At 62.5% G+C, this 20,443-nt stretch carries 16 protein-coding genes and 1 pseudogene; 12 read left to right on the forward strand and 5 right to left on the reverse strand.

What is annotated here, in order from left to right:
* Positions 1 to 110: 110 nt before the first annotated feature.
* Positions 111 to 2,132: an NHL repeat-containing protein gene (locus tag ACLRGI_RS05515; protein WP_419200652.1), complete on the reverse strand. Its 2,022-nt coding sequence runs from the start codon at positions 2,130 to 2,132 to the stop codon at positions 111 to 113.
* A gap of 275 nt (positions 2,133 to 2,407) precedes the next feature.
* Between ACLRGI_RS05515 and ACLRGI_RS05520 the strand changes: the two genes are divergently transcribed.
* The 5 genes and pseudogenes from ACLRGI_RS05520 (at position 2,408) to ACLRGI_RS05540 (ending at position 9,181) form a co-directional block, all read left to right on the forward strand.
* The gene (locus ACLRGI_RS05520) at positions 2,408 to 3,721 is read left to right on the forward strand and encodes an ABC transporter substrate-binding protein (RefSeq protein WP_419200653.1); all 1,314 of its coding nucleotides are present in this window, start codon (positions 2,408 to 2,410) and stop codon (positions 3,719 to 3,721) included.
* A 12-nt stretch (positions 3,722 to 3,733) separates the two neighbouring features.
* Entirely contained in the window at positions 3,734 to 4,666 is a 933-nt protein-coding gene (locus ACLRGI_RS05525; protein WP_419200654.1) for a carbohydrate ABC transporter permease, read from the forward strand.
* Positions 4,663 to 5,640 carry a carbohydrate ABC transporter permease gene (locus tag ACLRGI_RS05530; RefSeq protein ID WP_419200655.1) on the forward strand — a complete coding sequence of 326 codons (978 nt, stop codon included), beginning with the start codon at positions 4,663 to 4,665 and terminating at the stop codon, positions 5,638 to 5,640. Before ACLRGI_RS05525 ends, ACLRGI_RS05530 begins: the two co-directional genes overlap by 4 nt.
* Positions 5,637 to 6,650, forward strand: a complete 1,014-nt coding sequence (locus ACLRGI_RS05535) for a hydroxyacid dehydrogenase (protein ID WP_419200656.1) — start codon at positions 5,637 to 5,639, stop codon at positions 6,648 to 6,650. The genes ACLRGI_RS05530 and ACLRGI_RS05535 overlap by 4 nt, the downstream gene beginning before the upstream one ends.
* Before the next feature lie 102 nt (positions 6,651 to 6,752).
* Positions 6,753 to 9,181, forward strand: a pseudogene (locus ACLRGI_RS05540) (HAD-IC family P-type ATPase).
* On the opposite strand, the gene ACLRGI_RS05545 reads toward ACLRGI_RS05540, so the two are convergent.
* Complete coding sequence (locus ACLRGI_RS05545) at positions 9,163 to 9,573, reverse strand: hypothetical protein (RefSeq protein WP_419200657.1); 411 nt, start codon at positions 9,571 to 9,573, stop codon at positions 9,163 to 9,165. The pseudogene ACLRGI_RS05540 and the gene ACLRGI_RS05545 sit on opposite strands and share 19 nt — an antisense overlap.
* A gap of 133 nt (positions 9,574 to 9,706) precedes the next feature.
* On the opposite strand from ACLRGI_RS05545, the gene ACLRGI_RS05550 reads away from it, so the two are divergent.
* The 3 genes from ACLRGI_RS05550 (at position 9,707) to ACLRGI_RS05560 (ending at position 13,390) form a co-directional block, all read left to right on the forward strand.
* Complete coding sequence (locus tag ACLRGI_RS05550) at positions 9,707 to 11,299, forward strand: alkaline phosphatase D family protein (RefSeq protein WP_419200658.1); 1,593 nt, start codon at positions 9,707 to 9,709, stop codon at positions 11,297 to 11,299.
* A 147-nt stretch (positions 11,300 to 11,446) separates the two neighbouring features.
* The gene (locus ACLRGI_RS05555; protein WP_419200659.1) at positions 11,447 to 12,106 is read left to right on the forward strand and encodes a hypothetical protein; all 660 of its coding nucleotides are present in this window, start codon (positions 11,447 to 11,449) and stop codon (positions 12,104 to 12,106) included.
* A gap of 48 nt (positions 12,107 to 12,154) precedes the next feature.
* A complete protein-coding gene (locus tag ACLRGI_RS05560; RefSeq protein ID WP_419200660.1) occupies positions 12,155 to 13,390 on the forward strand; it encodes a pyridoxal phosphate-dependent aminotransferase in 1,236 nt (411 codons plus the stop codon).
* Positions 13,391 to 13,531: 141 nt separating this feature from the next.
* Here ACLRGI_RS05560 and ACLRGI_RS05565 read toward each other — a convergent pair whose 3' ends face one another.
* Both ACLRGI_RS05565 and ACLRGI_RS05570 read right to left on the reverse strand, forming a co-directional pair.
* Positions 13,532 to 13,972 carry a hypothetical protein gene (locus tag ACLRGI_RS05565; protein WP_419200661.1) on the reverse strand — a complete coding sequence of 147 codons (441 nt, stop codon included), beginning with the start codon at positions 13,970 to 13,972 and terminating at the stop codon, positions 13,532 to 13,534.
* A gap of 20 nt (positions 13,973 to 13,992) precedes the next feature.
* Positions 13,993 to 15,960: a primary-amine oxidase gene (locus ACLRGI_RS05570; protein WP_419200662.1), complete on the reverse strand. Its 1,968-nt coding sequence runs from the start codon at positions 15,958 to 15,960 to the stop codon at positions 13,993 to 13,995.
* Positions 15,961 to 16,083: 123 nt separating this feature from the next.
* Here ACLRGI_RS05570 and ACLRGI_RS05575 point away from each other — a divergent pair, with 123 nt between their 5' ends.
* The 3 genes from ACLRGI_RS05575 to ACLRGI_RS05585 all read left to right on the forward strand — a co-directional run bounded on the left by ACLRGI_RS05575 (position 16,084) and on the right by ACLRGI_RS05585 (position 18,159).
* Entirely contained in the window at positions 16,084 to 16,674 is a 591-nt protein-coding gene (locus ACLRGI_RS05575) for a TetR/AcrR family transcriptional regulator (protein ID WP_419200663.1), read from the forward strand.
* Positions 16,675 to 16,763: 89 nt separating this feature from the next.
* Positions 16,764 to 17,447, forward strand: coding sequence for a helix-turn-helix domain-containing protein (locus tag ACLRGI_RS05580; protein ID WP_419200664.1), 684 nt, complete (start codon positions 16,764 to 16,766; stop codon positions 17,445 to 17,447).
* Positions 17,437 to 18,159 (forward strand): hypothetical protein, encoded by a 723-nt coding sequence (locus ACLRGI_RS05585; protein WP_419200665.1) that lies wholly within the window; start codon positions 17,437 to 17,439, stop codon positions 18,157 to 18,159. Before ACLRGI_RS05580 ends, ACLRGI_RS05585 begins: the two co-directional genes overlap by 11 nt.
* 4 nt (positions 18,160 to 18,163) lie before the next feature.
* On the opposite strand, the gene ACLRGI_RS05590 is transcribed toward ACLRGI_RS05585, so the two are convergent.
* Positions 18,164 to 18,814 (reverse strand): LysE family translocator, encoded by a 651-nt coding sequence (locus ACLRGI_RS05590; RefSeq protein ID WP_419200666.1) that lies wholly within the window; start codon positions 18,812 to 18,814, stop codon positions 18,164 to 18,166.
* A 161-nt stretch (positions 18,815 to 18,975) separates the two neighbouring features.
* Between ACLRGI_RS05590 and ACLRGI_RS05595 the strand changes: the two genes are divergently transcribed.
* Positions 18,976 to 20,388 (forward strand): aldehyde dehydrogenase family protein, encoded by a 1,413-nt coding sequence (locus ACLRGI_RS05595; RefSeq protein WP_419200716.1) that lies wholly within the window; start codon positions 18,976 to 18,978, stop codon positions 20,386 to 20,388.
* Positions 20,389 to 20,443: the final 55 nt, after the last annotated feature.

Consider the following 20,443-nt stretch of genomic DNA (forward strand, 5'->3'; position numbering starts at 1 on the left):
CCTGATGTTCAAATAAGCATAGGTGACCGTATGCACGTGCGTTGCGAGGCCTGCTTTGCGCGTTAAATACTCGCCAGAGAGCGCAAAGCGGGCCCCGCAACGCCGGGCACCTACCGCCGTGGGTGGTCGTTGATCCGCACTACATTGCGGCCGCGCATGGTGTACAGGTAGCCGTTTTCATCATTGGTGATGTGCGAGCCGCTGTACCAGCCACCGTTGATGTCTGCCACCACCGTGGCAAGCTCGAACGTCTTGGGATCAAAGCGGAAGACGTCCGTGTCCGAGACACCGTATACGGCACCACGGTTGGTGACCAAGGCCGCGAAACCCGTGCAGACAGAGCTGATGTCTGCTTGGTGCACCATCACACGCCGAGACAGGTCAATGACAAACAAGCGCCCGGTCCGGACGATCCCGTAAAGGTACTTTCCTTGCACCGCGAGGGCGGAGATACCTGCGCCCAGACCCGGATCGAGGCGCCACAGTTCCTTGCCCGTCACAGGGTTCATCGCCACAACTGTGCCGGGTCCCTCAGTACCCGGCCGTCCACCGCCAAGGTAAGCGACGCCGTCGTGCGCTGTTACTGCCCGCACCAACTGCACCTTATCCATGGGGTTGAGGAAGAATCCGGACTTGCCCGTGGCGGGGTCATAGGTCCAGAGTGAACCGCCGCCCTCAGTGTCGGCCTGCGCGCACACCAGGACGAGCTTGTTGACCTCGTCCCAGTGGACGTCCAGGGGCCGGTTCTGTTCGGAGGGGAACTTTGCCACCTGGCTGATGGGCTGTCCGCTGCGGGAATCGTAGCTCCAGATGCCCTGGGAGCTGTACTGGCCCGTGTACAAAACCTGGTCCACCACCACAGCGTCCTTCGCTTCGCCCGGGACTGTCATGTTGGTGACCTGCCCATCCTTCAGCGACCGCCGCGAGATGACACCGTTGCCGCCCACGTAAACCAGGCCGCCTCCGGCTGCCAACCCCATGGCTTCCTGCGCGTCCGACGGCGCCCCGGCCTCGCCCAGGTCCGTGGTTTTGCACGTCCCGGAGACGGGATCGATTTCGGCCACGAATCCGAACGCGGAGGTGACCAACAGCTTGCCGTTCAACGCATCAACGCCCCAGATTTCACCAAGGAACGGCCCTTGGTACGGCACTGATGAGACTTTGTTGCCGGTCAGCGAGTACGCCAGGAGCCCGGCCTCGTTGGCGAAATAGACCTTGTCCCCGATCGCCGCAAAGTTCTTGGCGGTCTTCCCAACAGATGCAGCCACGGCATAGGAGGAAGGATTGGCAACGCTCACGGCGGCAATCTTTGAGGTGGAGGTGGAAGCGGCAGAGCTCACTAGGACCTTGTCCCCAACGATCGCCAGATCCCTGATACTCGGGTCCGCAACCATCTCCGCCGGTGTGACGTTGGTGAAGGTCTTGGCTGCATGGTTGTAGGCGTACAGGCACGCCCGGCTGGCACTGCCTCCGCCGCCCAGCGTGCTGCCGGCGCCGAAGAAGATGGTGGAGTCCGTGGCAGCGACGGCGCGGGCCAGGGTGGCCCCGGCGTCCGGAACGCCCAAATTGGAAACCGCCCCCGTGGCGGGGTCGTATTCCCACAATGCCGGCGCTGTCCCGCTGCCGCCGCCCACGGCGTAGAGGCGGCCGTTGGGAGCCACGCTCATGTCGCGAACGTCGCGGTCACCGATCCGGCCCGCCGGTGTGGCCTTGGCGCTCAGGTTGGACAGGTCCCAGCGGAATAGGTTTGGTTTGGGGCCGGTGGCGTTCTGCAGCACGCCCGCGTACAGGTAATGGCCAGAGGCGTCGGCAGCCAACGTCTGAATGGCGTAGCCGTTTTCCAGCTCGGTCACGCCGGTCACTTTGCCGCTGGGAACGTGGAACGCCACCACACGGACGGGATCCAGGTTCCGCGAACCGATGTAAAGCGTCTCACCCACCAGCAGCCCGCTCATGAGGGAGAACTGTACGACGCCGGGGCCCAGATCCAGGACTTCGGTGGCCTTGGGTTTGGTGCCCGGCACAGTAGACGCCGACGCCGGGTGGCCGGCTGCGAGACCGAAGGCGGCTGCCAGTGATGCCGCTCCACCGACCTGAAGGACTGCGCGCCTGCTGATGTTCGATATTCCCATGGGAAGGCCTGCTTTTCAGTAGTGGGGATCGCTTGGTGTCCAAAATTCATAGCAGCGAAGATCCGGAGAGGTCCAGCATTTCTGTTCGTTCAAACACAATTCCTCCTGAATGAAAGCCCTAAAGACGGACGGTGCGGCCGATGAGCCTCGGTTTGATGTTTGAAAATGTTTGAAATCTTGTAGATGTTCGAAGCATCGCGGTTACATGGACCCATCACATGTGGCCCCAACCACACCAACCTTCTTCGCATCGCAAGTCTTCAAAGGAGAACACCATGAAGCGTCGTCACCTCTTCGCCGGAGTAGCTGGCCTGGCCGCCAGCACTCTGTTGCTGGCCGCCTGCGGCACCGGCCCCAACCCCGCAGCAGCACCCACACCCACGGAAGACCCGTCAGGTTCCATCACGTTTTGGTCCTCGCTGGCCGGAATGGACAAGGTGGCTGAAGCGTTCAACGCCAGCCAGGACAAGATCAAGGTCAGCTTCGAAACCATCCCCAACGGCGCCAACGGTGGTTACGCCAAGCTCTCTACCGCCATCACAGCAGGCAACGGCCCGGATGTCGCCACGATCGAATACCCGCAGTTGCCCCAGTTCGTCAGCAACAGCCAGGTCATTCCGCTCGATGGCCTGATCAACAAGGCCGAAACTGTGGACAAGCTGACGGACGAGACCAAGGCATTGGTTCAGTTCGGTGAGAAGACCTACGCACTCCCCTACGACGCAGCCCCCATGCTCATGTGGTACCGCAAAGACATGCTGGCCAAGGCCGGCGTCGAGGTCCCCAAAACCTGGGACGAGTTCGAAGAGGCGGGCAAGAAACTGAAGGCCGCAGCGCCTGACTCCTACCTGGCCAGCTTCAACCCCAATGAGGTAGCGGCGAGCGCCGGGCTGGCCTGGCAGGCGGGTGCCAAGTGGTTCGGCACCGAGGGTGACAGTTGGAAGGTGGGCGTCAATGACGAAGCTACCCAAAAGGTTGCCTCTTACTGGCAGAAGCTGATTGACCAGAAGATCGTCAAGGTCAGCCAGGCCTACAGCGATGAGTGGAGCCTGGACCTGGCCAACAGCAACGTTGTTGGTGTGCTGGGCGCTAACTGGAGTGCCACCGGCATCCAGAAGCGGACGGAAGCCAGCGGCCAGAAGGGCCAGTGGATTGCAGCCGAACTGCCCACGTGGGGTGATGAGTCCGGTGCCTTCTATGGCGGATCCAGCTTCAACGTGACCAAGAGCAGCAAGAACCCGGCCGCTGCGGCCAAGTTCGTAGAGTTCCTGACCACCAGCCAGGAAGCCATCAAGGCCCGCGGCAATACCGGGTCCGCTTTCCTTGCCTTCCCGGGACTGACACCGGTTGCCCAGCAGGCTTATGACGCCAGCTACTTCGGCAACGACATTTACGAGGTCTTCAACAAGGCTTACGGCACCATCACCCCGGGCTGGCAGTGGGGACCCAACTGGGACATCACCAACACAGCTTTGAAGGATGCCTACGGCAAGCTGACCACCGGCGGAACCATCCATGACGCCGTCGATACCGCCCAGGACGCCACGGTGGCCAGCCTGAAGCAGGCCGGCCTGTCCGTCAAAGAGTAGTAGGAGAATCCCATGGCCACCCAGGCCCTCACCACCACAGTGCGCCGCCGAGGCCGCGCCCTGGCGGGAACCGGCGGACGGACTGCCGCGCTGTTCCTGGTCCCCTTCTTCGCGGTGTTCGCGATCGCCATGATCGCACCGGTGATCTACTCCCTGGTGCTGAGTTTCCACTCCCAGCAGAAGTCGGGTCTGGGCTTCGGGGAAGCCAAAACCGTATTCGTTGGGCTTGAGAACTATGTGCAGGTGTTCCAGTCCGAAACGTTCATGGAAGGCATCGCCCGCTTGGGGTTGTACTGCCTGATCTATATTCCCTGCATGGTGGGTGGCGCTGTGGTCTTTGCGCTTCTCTTGGATGCATCGGTGGCCAAGGCACGCAAACTGTTCCAACTCCTGGTGTTCCTGCCGCACGCAGTTCCCGGCGTCATTGCGGCGCTTATCTGGGCCTACTTGTACACACCCGGCATCAGCCCGCTGGTCCAGGCCCTCCAAGGTGGCGGCATCCAGATCAACTTTCTGGATGCCCACATGGTCCTTCCGTCCATTGTGAACATCGGCGTGTGGGAGTGGACCGGCTACAACGTCATTATCCTGTTCACCGCGTTGCAGGCTGTTCCCCGGGAAATCCTGGAAGCCGCCAGAGTGGACGGTGCGGGCGAAATCCGGGCCGCGGTGAGCATCAAGTTCCCCCTGATCCTCCCGGCGCTGAGCGTCATCATGCTCTTCACCATCATCGGGACGCTGCAGCTGTTTACAGAGCCGTCCATTATTTCCAAGGCCACAGCCTCAGTGACCAGTACCTGGGTTCCTAATTTGTGGGCCTATGACGCGGCCTTTATCCGCCACAATCTCAATCAGGCGGCGGCCGCCTCCGTGATCATCGCCGGGCTGGCAGCAGTTCTGTCCCTGACCGTCACCCGCCTCAGCTCCAGGATGAACAAATCATGAGCACCCGCACTCTTTCGAGCTCCCGCAGCAAAGACCCTTCGGAGCAGGCTCCCCGCCGCACCGGATCCCGTCCCAACCGCGGCAACTCCGGCAGCAGTTCAAAACGCAGCAGTTCCAAGCGCAGCGGTTCCAAACGCAGCGGCGGACTGGCCAGCAAGTTCACCGTCAACGGCCTGCTCATCATCGGCTCCGCCTACATGGTGGTCCCGGTCCTGTGGCTGGTCTTCGCTTCCACCAAGAACGCAGCTGACCTTTACGGCACCAGCGCCTACGCGTTGGGCAACTTCTCCTTGTTTGAGAACATCGCAGCGGTGGCCAACCAGGACGGCGGCCTTTTCTTCCGCTGGTTGGGCAACTCCGTGATGTACGCCGGAGTAGGCGCCGTCCTGGGCAGCCTGATTTCGGTAATGGCAGGCTATGCGTTTGATAAGTTCCAGTTCCGCTGGAAGGACTCGCTCTTCGGCTTCGTTTTGGTGGGCGTCCTGATCCCCAACACAGCCACGGTTCTGCCCATGTACCTTTTGGCCTCCCTGGTGGGCATGACCAACACCATTTGGGCCGTCCTCATCCCCGTGCTGTGCAATCCGTTCGGCGTGTACTTGGCCCGTGTCTACTCCGCGAGCTACGTCCCGGCAGAAACACTCGAGGCCGCACGCATGGACGGCGCCGGCCCCATCCGATCCTTCTTCTCCTTGGGCCTGCCCATGATGATGCCCGGCTACATCACCATCGCCCTGTTCCAATTTGTAGGTGTGTGGAACAACTTCATGCTCCCGCTGGTCATGCTGCAGGACCAGCAGCTGCTTCCCGTCAGCGTCGGTATCTCCATCTGGCAGGGGTACTCGGTACCGCAACCCGAGTTCACACCCATGGTCATCACAGGCTCATTGCTCTCCATCCTTCCGCTGCTGGTGGCGTTCATCATGCTGCAGCGCTTCTGGAAGTCCGGCCTCACCGCAGGGAGCGTCAAGTGACCACCACTGAACTGAACGTCGCACTGGCCATGGGTCCCGGCGTCGTGTCCCGGGTCTTTCCCGGTGGCCGCCTGAAAACTCTGTCCCCTGGATTGCGGCTGCTCAGCCCGGAGCCCATGGAAGATTTCACCTCGCCTCGTTCGCTGGAACTTCTCGCCCGGACGGACATCCTCATTACAGGCTGGAGCTGCCCAAGGCTCGACGCCGCCGCACTGGCAGCAGCACCTCGGCTGACCCACGTCCTCCACGCCGGCGGCACGGTGAAGCACCACGTCAGCGAAGAATGCTGGGAAAGGGGCATCGAAATCAGCACGGCCGCGGATGCCAACTCCATCCCCGTGGCCGAATACACGGTGGCCATGATCCTGCTGGCCAACAAACGAGTCCTCCAGATCGCCAGGAAGCTGCATTCGGAGAAAAGCGAAATCGAGCCGGATCAGGTGTTCCCGGACATGGGTAACTTCGGCAAACGCGTGGGGATCATCGGAGCGTCCAGGATCGGAAAGCATGTCATCCGGCTCTTGAAGCCTTACGACGTTCAGGTAGTGGTGGCCGACCCCTTCCTGGACGATGCCGCGGCAGCAGACCTCGGCGTCGAACGTGTTTCCTTGGAGGAGCTCGTCAGCAGTTCCGACGTGGTCAGCCTCCACGCGCCGTCGCTGCCCTCCACCCGCAACCTGATCCACCAAGGACTGGTGGGAGCGTTCAAACCGGGAGCCACGTTCATCAACACCGCACGCGGCGAGCTGGTGGACCAGGACGCGCTGCTCCGGCGGATTGAGCAAGGCGACCTTTACGCTGTCCTGGACGTCACTACCCCCTGGGTACTTCCGCCGGATTCGGGCTTCTACACCCACCCCCACGTGCTGCTCACGCCGCACTTGGCGGGGTCGCTTGGGAGGGAACTGGAGCGCATGGCCGTCAGCACCATCGAGGAAGCACACCGCCTGTCCCGCGGCGAACCGCTCCGCCACAGGCTTCACGCGAAGGACCTCGCCTTTACGGCCTAACTGGCACGCCCCAAGACACCGACGACGGCGACATTACGGCCCGCGGCTGGCATACTCAGTCCCATCCACCCATCCTTGGACGGACCAACAACGGGGGCATGAGTGCCAAACGACAAAGACCATTCCGTGGCAACCGTCCGTTTAGCGGGGTCTTGGGCCCAGGGACTCAGCACAGCCGAGGTAGCCGAGCGAGTGGCTGCCGGGCAAACCAACGCTTTCGTCCAGGACACCAGCCGCAGTGTGTGGAGCATCGTCCGTGCCAATGTGCTCACACTGTTTAACGGCATCATCCTGGCCTGCTTCATTGTTCTGTTCGCGATCGGCCGCTGGCAGGATGCGCTGTTCGGCTTCAGTGCTGTTGCCAATGCGGTGATCGGCAGCGTCCAGGAGTACCGGGCAAAGCGGGCGTTGGATCGCTTGGCCCTTCTGAACGCGCCGCACGCCCGGGTGATGAGGGACGGTTCCGAGGCAGAAATCGCACTGGATGACGTTGTTTTGGACGACACCCTGATCCTGAGGGCCGGCGACCAGGTGCCCGCAGACGGGGTAGTGACCAGCTCGCGGGGACTCCAAGTGGATGAGTCCATGCTGACCGGCGAATCGGATGCCGTGGAAAAGGAAGACGGGGACCGGGTGTTGTCCGGCTCTGTTGTCGTGGCAGGTGAAGGCTCCGCGGTAGTGGACCGGGTGGGTGCGGATTCCTTCGCCAACTCCCTCGCTGCCGAAGCCAAACGATTCTCGCTGGTGGCCTCTAACTCCGCTCCTCGATTGACCGCGTCCTGAAATGGGTGACTTGGTTCGTTGGTCCTGTGGCACTGCTGGTTTTGAACGCACAGATGATTGCCCAGGGCGGGTGGGCCGAAGCCTCGGCGAGTGGAGCGTGGCGTGACGCAGCGACCGCGACCATTGCCGCCGTCGTCGCCATGGTTCCCCTGGGCCTGGTCTTGATGACCAGCATTACGTTCGCCGTCGGTGCAGTGAAGCTGGCCCGGCAACAAGTCCTGGTGCAGGAGCTTCCGGCAGTTGAAGGGCTGGCTCGCGTGGACATCATCTGCTTGGACAAGACCGGAACGCTCACCCAGGGCGACATTGTTTTCGACGCCGCGCACCCCCTCACCTCACGTCCCGGTTGGGAGTCCGTGCTTTCCTGGTACGGGGTGCAGAAGGATGCCAACGCAACAGCCCGCAGCCTCGCCGGGCACTTCAACGAGCCGGCTGGCCTCCCCATTGACCGGGTGCCCTTCTCCTCCGCCCGCAAATGGAGCGCGGTGGTTTTCGACGACGGAATGTGGATCCTGGGCGGACCCGAAATGGTGTTCCCAGCCCGCGAATCCACCGATCCCGTGCAGAAGCAGCTTGCCACCCGGGCCGTCGAGCTTGCAGCCACCGGAAAACGCACGCTGGTCCTTGCCCATGGCACACCCACCCAAGATGAAACTGTTCCAGCGGATGCTGTCCCCGTGGTCCTCCTGACGTTCAAGGAGAACATCCGTCCTGACGCTGCCGAGACACTGACCTATTTCGCAGCACAGGATGTGGATGTTCGGATTATTTCCGGCGACAACCCTCAAACGGTCGCCGCAATAGCCCGCGAAGTTGGGCTGGATGCGCCTCACGGCTTTGATGCCCGCGAATTGCCCACGGATGACCACGAACTCATGGAAGTCATCAACAACAACGTGGTTTTCGGCCGCGTGACACCTGACCAGAAGAAGCGGATCGTCGTGGCGTTGAAGGCTGCGGGCCGCACAGTGGCCATGACCGGCGACGGCGTGAACGATGCCTTGGCCATCAAGGAAGCGGACATCGGCGTGGCCATGAATTCAGGTGCTGCCGCTACCAAAGCCGTAGCCCGCCTGGTGCTCCTGGACGGCAAGTTCTCCCACTTGCCCAGCGTGGTTGCCGAGGGGCGTCAGGTCATAGCCAACATCGAGCGCGTGTCCATGTTGTTCCTCACCAAGACGGCCTACGCCACCTTCCTTGCCATAGCGTTCGGCATCCTCCTGCTGCCTTTCCCGTTCCTTCCCCGGCAGCTCTCGGTGACTGACGGTTTGACCATCGGCATTCCCGCGTTCTTCCTGGCCTTGCTGCCGAACGCCCAACGCTACGTCCCCGGTTTCCTGCGACGTTCACTAACGTTTGCCGTGCCGGCCGGTGTCTCCGTGACGTTGGGGCTGGCCACTTACGCCCGCCTTGCCGCAAACCTGCAGATCCCGGAAGCCGAAATCCGGACCGGATCCACCCTCATCCTGACGATCATCGGCATCTGGATCCTGGTGGTGCTTTCGCGTCCGGTCACCCGGTTCAAGGGCCTTGTCATCGGGGCGATGATGATCGGGCTCATCCTTGTCTATTCAGTACCGATTGCCCGTGACTTCCTCCAGTTCACCGACCCTACGCTGCCCACGGCACTACTGGTCCTGGGGACCTCCGCGGCCTGCATTGCCCTGATCGAGATCGTCCGCTTCGTTCACCGCCGCGTGGCCTACAGGGACGCCCAAGAGGCGCTGCGTCACCGCGTCTCGAAATAGCGGCGGCCACGTCCAATCCACAACGGGACCAGCACCGCCACCGTTGCGACGGACTGGGAAATCACAGCCGACCAATCATTGTCTCCGGCAATGATGAGGTCCAGCACGGCAAAGGCCAAGCCCAGCAGCATCACCGCCGTTGCACCGCGACGGGCCGCCTCACTTCCCCGTGCCACGCCGGAGGCCAGTCCAATGACCAGCAGGCCGAACAGAATCATGCCCGCGCCGAGCAACGTGATGGGCAGGGCAATGCCACCGGACTGGGCCTCCGGTGTGTACCGAAGGAAAATCGTCAGGATCCCGAGAAGGATCTGGGCGATGCCGCCGATGTACATCAGCACCACCGAAAATGTCACCACTCCGGGCCGCTTACGGCTCTCCCCCGTCGTCATGAACTGAGCATAGACGAGCCCTCATCGGGGCAGGCACCGCCCCGGGAAGAAGTAACACCACTTGTCACACAATTAACCACTCATTCACACCACCCTTGAATGCAGTCAACCCGTGTTCCCTAATGTCAGGTGAATGGAAAACATCTCCCGCAGGACCCTCATCTCAGCCGGCCTCGGGGCCGGTCTCGTCGCCGCCGTGGCCGCTCCCGGCGCCGGTCCCGCGGCCGCGGTTTCAACAGCGGACGACGCCGGTCTCCGCACCGATCCGTTCACCCTCGGCATCGCGTCCGGCGAACCTTGGCCGGACGGCTTCGTTATCTGGACCAGGCTGGCTGTAAATCCCGTGGCCGAGGACGGCTTGGGCAGCATGCCCTCACGCAACGTCGCCGTCGCTTGGGAAGTCGCAGAAGACCCTGCAATGCGCCGGGTGGTAGCCCGCGGCGTCGAACATGCACGGATCGAAACCGCCCACTCGGTGCACGTCGAACTCAAGGGTCTCCGGCCGGGCCGGGAGTACTTCTACCGTTTCCGTACCGGGAAGCACCTGAGCGAAGTGGGACGAACACTGACCAGCCCGGCGCCCGGTGAAATCCCCGCTGCGCTGGCCATGGCCTTCGCCAGCTGCGCCCAGTACGAGCACGGCTACTTCACTGCCTACAAGCGCCTCGCCGAGGACCACCCGGACCTGGTGCTCCACTTGGGCGACTACCTCTACGAATACAAAAAGGACAGCTACGTGATCGGCGGCGGCAACCCGCGCGATCACGAGGGTCCCGAGACCGTGAGCCTCGCGGGCTACCGCCAACGGCACGCCCAGTACAAGTCCGACGCCGATCTCCAGGCCGCGCACGCAATCGCACCTTGGCTGGTGGTGTGGGATGACCACGAGGTGGACAACAACTGGGCGGACGAAATCCCCGAGAACAGCGATGCAGCCCAGTTCAATGACACCACCGGGCGTTTCCGCCAGCGCCGCTCGGCAGCGTTCCAGGCTTACTACGAGAACATGCCGCTGCGGGCGTCCTCGGTCCCTGCCGGTTTCGACATGAAGATCTACCGCACCATCCAGTGGGGCCAGCTGGCCAACTTCCACATGATGGACACGCGCCAATACAGGGACGATCAGCTCGCGGGTGACGGCTGGCGGAAGAACGTGGCCGGGCGCCTGGACGAAAACCGCACCATCACCGGCGCCGAGCAGGAGAAATGGCTGCTGGACGGCTTCAGGAACTCCACCCAGCGGTGGGACATTCTGGGCCAGCAGGTCTTCTTCGCCGAACGGGACCGGGACAAGGCACCGGACATCGACGACGTCTCCATGGATGGCTGGGATGGCTACGCCGCCTCCCGCCGTCGCATCACCCAAGGCTGGGTGGACGCCAAGGTGCGCAACGCCGTCGTACTTACCGGCGACGTTCACCGCCACTGGGCCACCGAGCTCAAGGTGGACTACAAGGATCCGGCGGCAGCGGTGGTCGGCTCGGAACTGGTGTGCTCGTCCATTACGTCCACGGGCAACGGCACCGGATCCACTACCGATCCCACCATGGCCTGGAACCCGCACCTGAAGTTCTACAACGACAGCCGCGGCTACGTGAACACCCGCATCACGAAGGATGCCATGACCGCGGACTTCCGCGTGTTGGACTACGTCACTACGCCCGGTGCTCCGGTCAGTACCAAGAAGTCCTTCACCATCACCGACGGCGTCCCCGGCCTCGCCTGAGTTTTTGTACAGATAATGCCCTTCTGAGGCCGCCTTACGGGCATTATCTGTACAAAAACCCGATCGTGCGCCGTGCGCTACAGGCATCTGCGGGAGTAGCCTAGTTCCAGTTGATGTAGTGGATCTCTGTCCGGCTGGGGTTCTGCCGTGGGCCAAGTGCGTTCGTCGCTGTCCGACCTTCTGGGGGTACTTTCCGCCGCCGTCGCCCCTCAGCATGTCAGGTTCGACGACGGGTCCCCCACTGCCGTCGTCCCTCCACCCGACGCTCCGGTCACTGTCCGGGCCGTCACGCTCAACCGCATGGGAAGGTCACGCGGAGACGGACCAGTCCTGGACCTCGAACTGAGGGTCGCGGTGGAATGCCACGGCCCCGAGCAACTGGACAACATGGAGCAACTGCTGTTGGCCGTGGAACTGCACAGCCAGTATTCAGTAGTGTCCAAAGGCGAATTCCGGCCGGAGGAATACTCCGGGGCCATCCAGCAAGGATTGGGTTTCCTGGTCCGCATCCCCGTGTCCCTCCGCTTCGAGGAACCCTCCGATCTTCCATCCCAACCTGTCGCCGGCAATCCAGGTGCCGGGCGCCGGGTCCGGGGACGTGTGGTGGATGCACACAACAAAGGCATTCCTGACGCGTATATCCATGCCCATTCATCGGCTACGGCTGCCGTGAGTGACGCGACCGGACACTTCGAGGTCCTGGCATCGGCTGACGAACTTCAACACTTCGCCGTTGCGGTGGACGGCACTGAGCGGGAAGTGTCCGCCAGCACCAAGAGGCTTCCCTTGGTCATTCGCTGGGTCTGATTGCGGAACCATTTGCCCGCCGGGGCCGGTGCCATGAAAAGATCAACCATGCGTCCGATGCAGCACTCCAGCAAACTTCAGAATGTCCGCTACGAACTCCGTGGGCCAATCCTCCAGGCGGCCAAGGCCATGGAGGCCGAGGGGCACCGCATCCTCAAGATGAACCTTGGGGACACGGCACCGTTTGGGCTGGAGGCACCCGAGTCTGTTGTGGTGGACATGATCCATCACCTTCGCGGCGCGCAGGGCTACAGCGATTCCAAGGGCATCTTCTCCGCCCGCACTGCCATCTCGCAGTACTACCAAACGCGCGGGCTGATGAGCATCGGCGTCGAGGACGTCTTCATTGGCAACGGCGTCAGCGAGCTCATTTCCATGACCCTTCAGGCTTTCATGGAGAACGGCGACGAAATCCTGATCCCGGCACCGGACTACCCCTTGTGGACCGCAGCCGTGACGCTAACCGGCGGCAACCCCGTTCATTACCTCTGCGATGAGGACGAGAACTGGTGGCCGGACATGTCCGACGTCGAAGCCAAGATCACCCCACGCACCAAGGGCATCGTGATCATCAACCCGAACAACCCCACCGGTGCCGTCTACCCCCGGCACATCCTGGAACAGTTCGCAGCCCTTGCCAGGAAGCATGACCTCGTCCTGTTCTCGGATGAGATCTACGAGAAGATCCGCTATGTCGATGCCCCTCACATCCACACAGCCTCGGTGGCCGAGGACGTGTGTGTCCTGACATTCAGCGGCTTGTCCAAGGCTTACCGCATGCCCGGATACCGGGCGGGCTGGGTTGCCGTCACGGGACCCCGGACCGTAACCGCCGCCTACCGGGAGTCGTTGGAACTGCTGGCCTCCTTGCGGTTGTGCGCCAATGTGCCCGCGCAACATGCAATTCAGACCTGCCTGGGCGGGTACCAAAGTATCGAAGCCCTCATACGTCCAGGCGGCCGGCTCCGCGACCAGCGGGATCTGGCGTGGAAACTCCTCACCGCGATTCCGGGCGTAAGCTGCGTTCCCGCGGCCGGCGCCATGTACCTTTTCCCCAAGTTGGATCCGGAGATCTACCCGATTGAGAGCGACGAGAAGTTCGTCCTCCAACTCCTGCAGGAGCAGAAGATCCTGGTCTCCCACGGAACGGCATTCAATTGGCCCACGCCGGATCACTTCCGGTTCGTAATCCTGCCGGCCGTGGAGGACATTGAGGAAGCAGTGCGCCGCATCGGCCATTTCCTGGCCGCGTACCGGAACCGCCCCGTGGACGCCCCCAACTAGGCGCAGTTTGGAGCTCTTACAGTGCCCTGAACCCGGACAAACTGACGCGGGTCTCGCTGGAGGATTAGCTCAGGCGGTCCTTCCAGCCCATCTTTGGCTGAGCTGGAAGGCCATTACCCTTGGCTTCCGGGCTTCCCTTGTTCAAAGTTGGGCCATTTCGATCCCCGGCCGACGCCGAAGACGAGCCACCAGCGTCGCAGCGAGTAACGCCGTCGTGATTTCCAGTCCGATCACCAGCAAGAGCCCGGCGGACGAAGCAACAGCGTTCGACGCCGGTCCCCCGCCATGCGCGTGTCCGGAACCGCCCGCTCCCAACAGCAAGACGGCGTGAAGCCCCACCATGGCCAGGGCAGAAAACATTACTTGGTGGAGTGCACCCACGCGGCTGTGGCGCCAGATATGGACTGTGCAAGGGACGCACACTGCTGCCAAGCCAATCATGAGGACACCTAGCCAAAGCTGGTGGTGTCCGAAGGCTGCAAGCCACAGCTGGACCAGGCAGGAGACAGCCGTGAGAGCCGCGCAAATCCGGGGGTGCAGGACAGGCCCTGAGGCCCGGACCTGTCCTGCCGTTGTTGTCATGGTGAGTATCCCGGACGGGGCTAGTGGCAGTGCCCGGCAGGCTCGCCGTGTTCGTCGCCTTGGACGGACGAGGCAGGGCTGTGGCAGCTGGAACCCGACGCACTGGCCGGGACGTCCAACACCGGGCTCCGGTCGAAGAAGCCCTCCGGGCGGAGCTTGAAGCCAACGGTGTCCACCGGCATGATGGGCCAGTCCTCAACACGCGGGAAGTGCGTGAGGCCGAAGGTGTGCCACACCACGATGTCCTGCCCATCGATGTCGCGGTCCTGGGCGATGTATGCCGGCAACCCGGCGCCGCCGGAGTGCTGGTTTACGAAGTCGCCCGTGGGGTAGCGTTCCTCCTCCGAGTACCGGGTGACCCAGACATCCTTGGTGGCGAAGGCCGCGCGTTTGGCGATGGACGAGCCGGGGTCGGCCAGCAACGTGGGCTGGTTTTCGGCGTGAAGTTTATAGCCGACCGGCTCACCCAGACGGTTGAGTGACTCAGGGTTGGAAATGATCCACGTCCTGCCGGCGCGGGCGTCGGCCTCCCGAACGGCCTCGGACTCTTTCCCCAGGACAGTGCGCTTGCGGGAGAACGCGTTGCCACGTTCATTGCCCTCGCCCATGGCCTGGCGGACCACGTCTTCTTCCTCCATGCGGTTGGTGAAACCGTCGATCGCCATGTCCAGCCGGGCGCTGAAGAGGTGCTGGTGGAAGGGGGCGCCAAGCCCGGGAGCGAGCTGGGAGATGTTGTCCGAGCCGCCCTCAGGGAAGGCACTGGTGAACACGATGCCGGTGGCTTTGGCCTCGAACTCGATGGTGCCGTCAAGGTAGAGGTACCAGTAGAAGCCGTAGTCGTAGTTGCCGATGGTGGTGAAGAAGGAGATCACCAGGCGGCGGTTGCGGCGGGTGTAGTTGATACCGGTCCAGAGGTCGGAGTGCTTGGAGAGGATGCCCCAGTCTTCCTCGTGCATGCAGATGCCGTTGCGGATCTCCCGGGGGTTGCCAAAGGCATCGCTGATGACGGGGCTGAGGTAGGTGATGTCGCCCAGGCAGTCGCAGCCAAGTTCAAGGGAATTGGCGTACTGGCCTACGAGGTATTCGCCAGTGTCGAAGTAGTTCTGCCAGGACCGGATGGGCGAGGGGTCGCCGTAGGGAACCACCATTTCGGCGATGGAGGCGCGGTTGATGATGGGGCGCTTCTTGTCGCCGTCGTTGAAGGACAGGTTGTGGAGGACAACTCCTTCGCGGACATCGAAGCCCACGTCCACGCTCCATTTTTCCCACTCCACGTGGTTGCCACCTGTGACGGTGAAGCTTGGTCCTTCAGGCTGGGTGATGCTGATGGGCTTTTGGGTTTCGCGGAGCGGACCGGTGAGTTCAGGGTCCGTGTAGTTTCCGTGCTCTGCCGGGATGGGCATCACGCCGAGGTCGATCACCTGGGTAACTTCCTTGTTGACCACATCCACGTAGGCCACCAAACCGTCCACGGGGTGCGCCCACGCGCTGTCTTCCGGGAAGTCCTGGACGAACGCAAGGCCGCGCAGGATGCGGCGACCCTTCTCGTCGTCGTATTCGAAGACCCCGGCGGACAGTGGGGCTACGCGGACCTTTTCCACGTCCAGATCCCTGGCTGCGAGCGCCGCGAGCCAACGTTCATCGGTTGCAAGGAGCGTCTCGACTACCTCAAATTCTTCTTCCAGCACAGGGAGTTCGCCGGAGACCTTGGTATCCAGCTCGATGGCTGTGAGGATCTCGCCGCTGGTCACGGAGACGAGGACATCGCGGGGAGCTCCGCCGGAGATGTCGTGGATGAAGACGCGGAATCGGCGGTCCTGCTGTGATTGGCCGCGGGAGGGATCCACCAACCCCAGGTAAGCGATGCGCTTCTGGGCGCCAAGGTGGCCGGCGGCCTGCAGGATCTCCTGCACCTGGGAGATCTCGCCACTTGTTGCCAAGGCGTACTGTGCTTCCTTGGTTGATGTCTCAGTTGCTGTGGGCGTCATGGCTGCCTCTTGTCCGGGACCTGTGATCGGTCGCGATTTATTTTCTATAGGTGTAGAGAATAACCAAAACGTAAGATGGGTCACAAGACCTGTCCGCCATTTATTTTTTCGGGAGCCCCTTCAGTGCCAAAGATTGTTGACCACGATCAACGACGCCTCGAACTGGTGGACGCAACCTGGCGCATCATCGCGCGTTTAGGCATGGAAGGCGCCACCATGCGGGAAATCGCTGAGGAAGCAGGCTTCGCCAACGGCGCCCTGAAACCTTACTTCCCCACGAAGGACCTGCTTTTGACGTCAGCGTTCGGGCACGTCTTCAACCGGACGAACCAGCGCATCGCCACGATGACGGAGGGGCTATCCGGCGTCGCGGCCCTCCGCGCATTCTGCGCCGAAGTCCTGCCACTGGATGAGGAGCGCGTCAACGAAGCCCGGATTGTCATCCCGTTCTGGCAAAAGGCCCTGAACGACGCCCACATGGCGGCCCTCCACAGTGAGTCCATGAACCAGTGGCACACCACCATCACGGCGCACACGGCAGCAGCCCGGGCGGCAGGCGAGATCAAAGCGCCCATTGGGGACGCCGCCGTCGCCGACCACCTGCTCAACATGATGCTCGGTGCGCAGGTCGTTGTGGCGTTGTCCCCCGCCGAGCATTTCTCGCAGGACCTCGCCGGGCAGTTGGATAACTACCTGACACTGCTGGTGCCCTAGATGTGATTTCACATTAGTAGCGTTTTCGATATGATTATGAAATTCCAACGCCGATTACATATTCCTAGTGGCTTCGATATGATTATGTAATGTCAATGAGTATCCCCGAGCTGGCGAAGCGACTCAGCGTCAACGAGAGTCGAGTACGGCAGCTCGTCCATTCCGGACGTATTCGCGGCCAACGGATCGGTGGACGCTGGATCGTTGAGGAAGCTGACGCCGCCCAGTACCAGCCTGGTAGGCCCGCTGGCAGGCCGCTGTCCGAACGCAGCGCCTGGCAGCTAATGTCCTGCTTCTGGGAAGACGGCAGGGGTCATTCGCTCCTCGAGGACTTCGAACCCTCTCCGGTCGAGAAACATCGCCTGAACGAGCGCATCAGTTTGCTGCAAAAGTCCCAGGACCTGCTAAAACTCCTCGCATGGCTGCCCAATCGCGCCGAAAAATTCGAGTTCTCGTGCAGCCCGGCCGACATCGCCGAGCTTCGGGAGGACAAACGAATCCACCTCTCCGGAGTCTCTCACCCGCGCTCCGGGCTTTTAGCCAATTCAGAGATCGAAGCTTACGTGCGACGCGCTGAACTCCGGAATGTTGTCAAAGACTGGTTCCTGGTTGATCCGCTGCCCGGCAGGAGGCCGAATGTAATCCTCCGTGCCGCGGAGAAAGTGCCCGACATACTTCCCCCTCTAGCGGTGGCGGCCGACTTGGCCGAACGGCCCGGTGTCCGTGAACAACAAGCCGCACGCGACATCCTCAGGAGCGTCCATGCCCATTGAACTCCCCGCAATGCTCACTGAACAGCAGGAAGCATGGGAGGCTGTCTTCGAAATCCACAGAGCAATGCCTCAGGGGTGGGTCCTGGTCGGCGGCCAAGCAGTCTTCCTGCACGCCGTAGAACGTGGTGCCCCACACGTGCGGCCCACCAAAGACGCCGACGTGGCGCTGGACATCCGAGCAAACCCAACCAGGCTTCACGATTTCACTGAACTCCTCGTGAAGCTGGGTTTTAATTCCGCTGGAGAATCCCCGGAGGGTTACCAGCATCGATGGCGGCGCGGCGAGGCTCTGATAGACGTCCTCATTCCGCGCCATCTGGGAGAACGCGCCGAAAAGCGACGCGGCGTTACCGGCGGGACAACAATTGCGGCCCCCGCCAGCCAACAAGCTCTCGACCGGTATGAGGCCGTCCAAGTTCAAGCAGGATCAGCGTCCGGCAGCGTCAACCGCCCCACGATCCTCGGCAGTCTTATTGGCAAAGCGGGAGCGCTGACCATCATCAACGACCCCCTTCGGCAGCGACACATTGATGATTTCCTCACCTTGGCCTCCGTCGTCCGCGCCTCCGACCTTCGTAACGTCACCTACAAGCGCGCTGAACGGGATCACTTGGCAAACATGCTTGGTCGCCTCGCCAATGAACCGAAACTCATGGAACAAGTGCCCGAAGGGGCCGAGGGTGTCGAACGCCTTCGAATCTCGTTGAACTAACGCGCTAGCTGGTGGCGCCGGACGCCACCACGCCAACACCCAGCCCGGCGATCACACCGCTGCTGACACGCTCGACGACGGTGCTCACCTTGGGTCGCTTGAGCCACCGCATCGCCTTGAATGCGACGACGGCGATCATCGAGAGATACGCGAAAGCGATGACAGCCACAACCACGCCCAGGATCAGGGACGTACCCATGGTGTCACCGCCGTGGGGGATGAACTGGGGGACCACGGCAAGGTAGAACAAGCCGACCTTGGGGTTAAGCAGCGTGGACAGCGCACCGGCCCCCAGCGCAGAGAGTCGGCTGTACGGGAGTGGCGCGTTCTCTGCCGCTCCGGCTCCGGCTGCTGCGGCGGCCTTGGCCGCTTTCCGGGACTTGATAAACGAGGAGACCCCCAAGTAAAGCAAGTACAGGCCGCCCGCGATCTTGACCCACCGGAACAGCTCCGCGGACTGCTCCAAAATGGCAGCCAAACCCACGCCCACCAGCGCCGCCCACAAGATCGCACCTGCCGCTGAGCCAGCCGCCGCAGCGATACCCGCACTGGGACGGTTCAGGGCGATGCGCAGGACCAGGAAAGTATCCGGGCCGGGCGTTACGGAGAGGACCAGGCAGAGGCCGGCGAAGGCTGCGAGGGAAGCAAGAGTCACAAGCTCGATTATCAGGCACGGGCCCCTGAACTGAAAGCGTTCGCTTCCCGTCAAGGGCTGTTCGTGCATAGACAAGGCCCTTCTGCGTGACGCCGACCACACTGGAAACATCGCCGCGCGCCTTACCGGCCGCCAAGACTTACAACCCGAGCGGAGTACCAATGGAGACTTACGACGCCCTGCTGGCCTCAATCACCCCGGCCCCCGGCCAGGACAGCCGCACCATCTCTGACCCGGCAACGGCCCAAGCTGTAGGCGAAGCCCCTGTGCACACTGTGGAGGACCTCGAGGCCGCCATTGCTGGTGCCACTGCAGCCCAGCCGTCATGGGCTGCCTTGGGTCACGACGCCAGGTCCGCTGCGCTCATGAAAGCCGCCGACGCCGTCGAACGCTCCGCTGAAGAGCTGGCCCAACTCCTCTCCCGCGAGCAGGGCAAACCGTTGAACGGCCCGAACGCGCGCTTCGAAGTTGGCGCGTGCGCCGCCTGGCTCCGGGCCACGGCTGCCACGGCGCTAGATCCGGAAACCGTTGTGGACGACGGCGAAACCCGCGCCGAACTCCACTACCGGCCCATCGGCGTCGTGGGTGCCATTGGACCTTGGAACTGGCCCATGATGATCACCGTGTGGCAGATCGCACCGGCCCTGCGCATGGGTAACGCCGTAGTGGTCAAGCCCTCCGAATTCACGCCGCTTTCCGTGCTGGCGCTGGTTTCGATCATCAACCAGGAACTGCCCGAAGGCCTGCTTTCCGTAGTCTCGGGCGGCCGCGACGTGGGCGCCCGGCTTGCTGAGCACCCTGCCATTGGCAAGGTCATGTTCACCGGCTCCACCGCTACGGGCAAAGCGATCATCCGCTCGTCGGCCGATACCGTCAAACGGCTCACCCTTGAACTCGGCGGCAACGACGCCGGCATTGTCCTGCCCGACTCCGATCCCAAGGCGATTGCTGAGGGATTGTTCTGGGGCGCGTTCATCAACACCGGCCAGACCTGCGCCGCCCTGAAGCGCCTGTACGTGCACGAGTCGCAGTACGAGGCTGTTTGTGCTGAGCTCACTGCTGTTGCTGCGGCCATGCCGATGGGAAACGGCCTTGATGAAAACAACGTGCTGGGTCCGCTGCAGAACCGGCAGCAATACGACATCGTTGCCGGACTTGTGGAGGCTGCGAAGGCTTCGGGTGGCCGCGTGCTGCTCGGCGGCAACCCCGATGCCTCCGCGCCCGGCAACTTCTACCCCACCACTTTGGTTGCCGACGTCGATAACGAGAACCCCTTGGTCGCAGAGGAACAGTTCGGACCAGCCCTGCCGATCATCAAGTACAGCACCGTTGACGAGGCCGTCGCCAAGGCGAACGCGCTCGACGTCGGCTTGGGCGCCTCAGTCTGGTCCTCCGACCTGGGTGCCGCACGCGAAGTCGCATCCCGCATCCAGGCAGGCACCGTGTGGATCAACAAGCACGGCGCCGTAGACCCCCGTGTTCCGTTCGGTGGTGCCAAGCAGTCGGGCTACGGCTTGGAGTTCGGCGCCGAGGGCCTCAAAGCCCTGGGCGTCCCGCAGGTCATCAACGGCTAACCCTCCCGGGGCCGTGCTTACCCAACTAAGTCGCAGCAAAGCGCGTTTTGAGCCT

The organism is Paenarthrobacter sp. PPS72 (assembly GCF_048537125.1).
Taxonomy (GTDB): domain Bacteria; phylum Actinomycetota; class Actinomycetes; order Actinomycetales; family Micrococcaceae; genus Arthrobacter; species Arthrobacter nitroguajacolicus_E.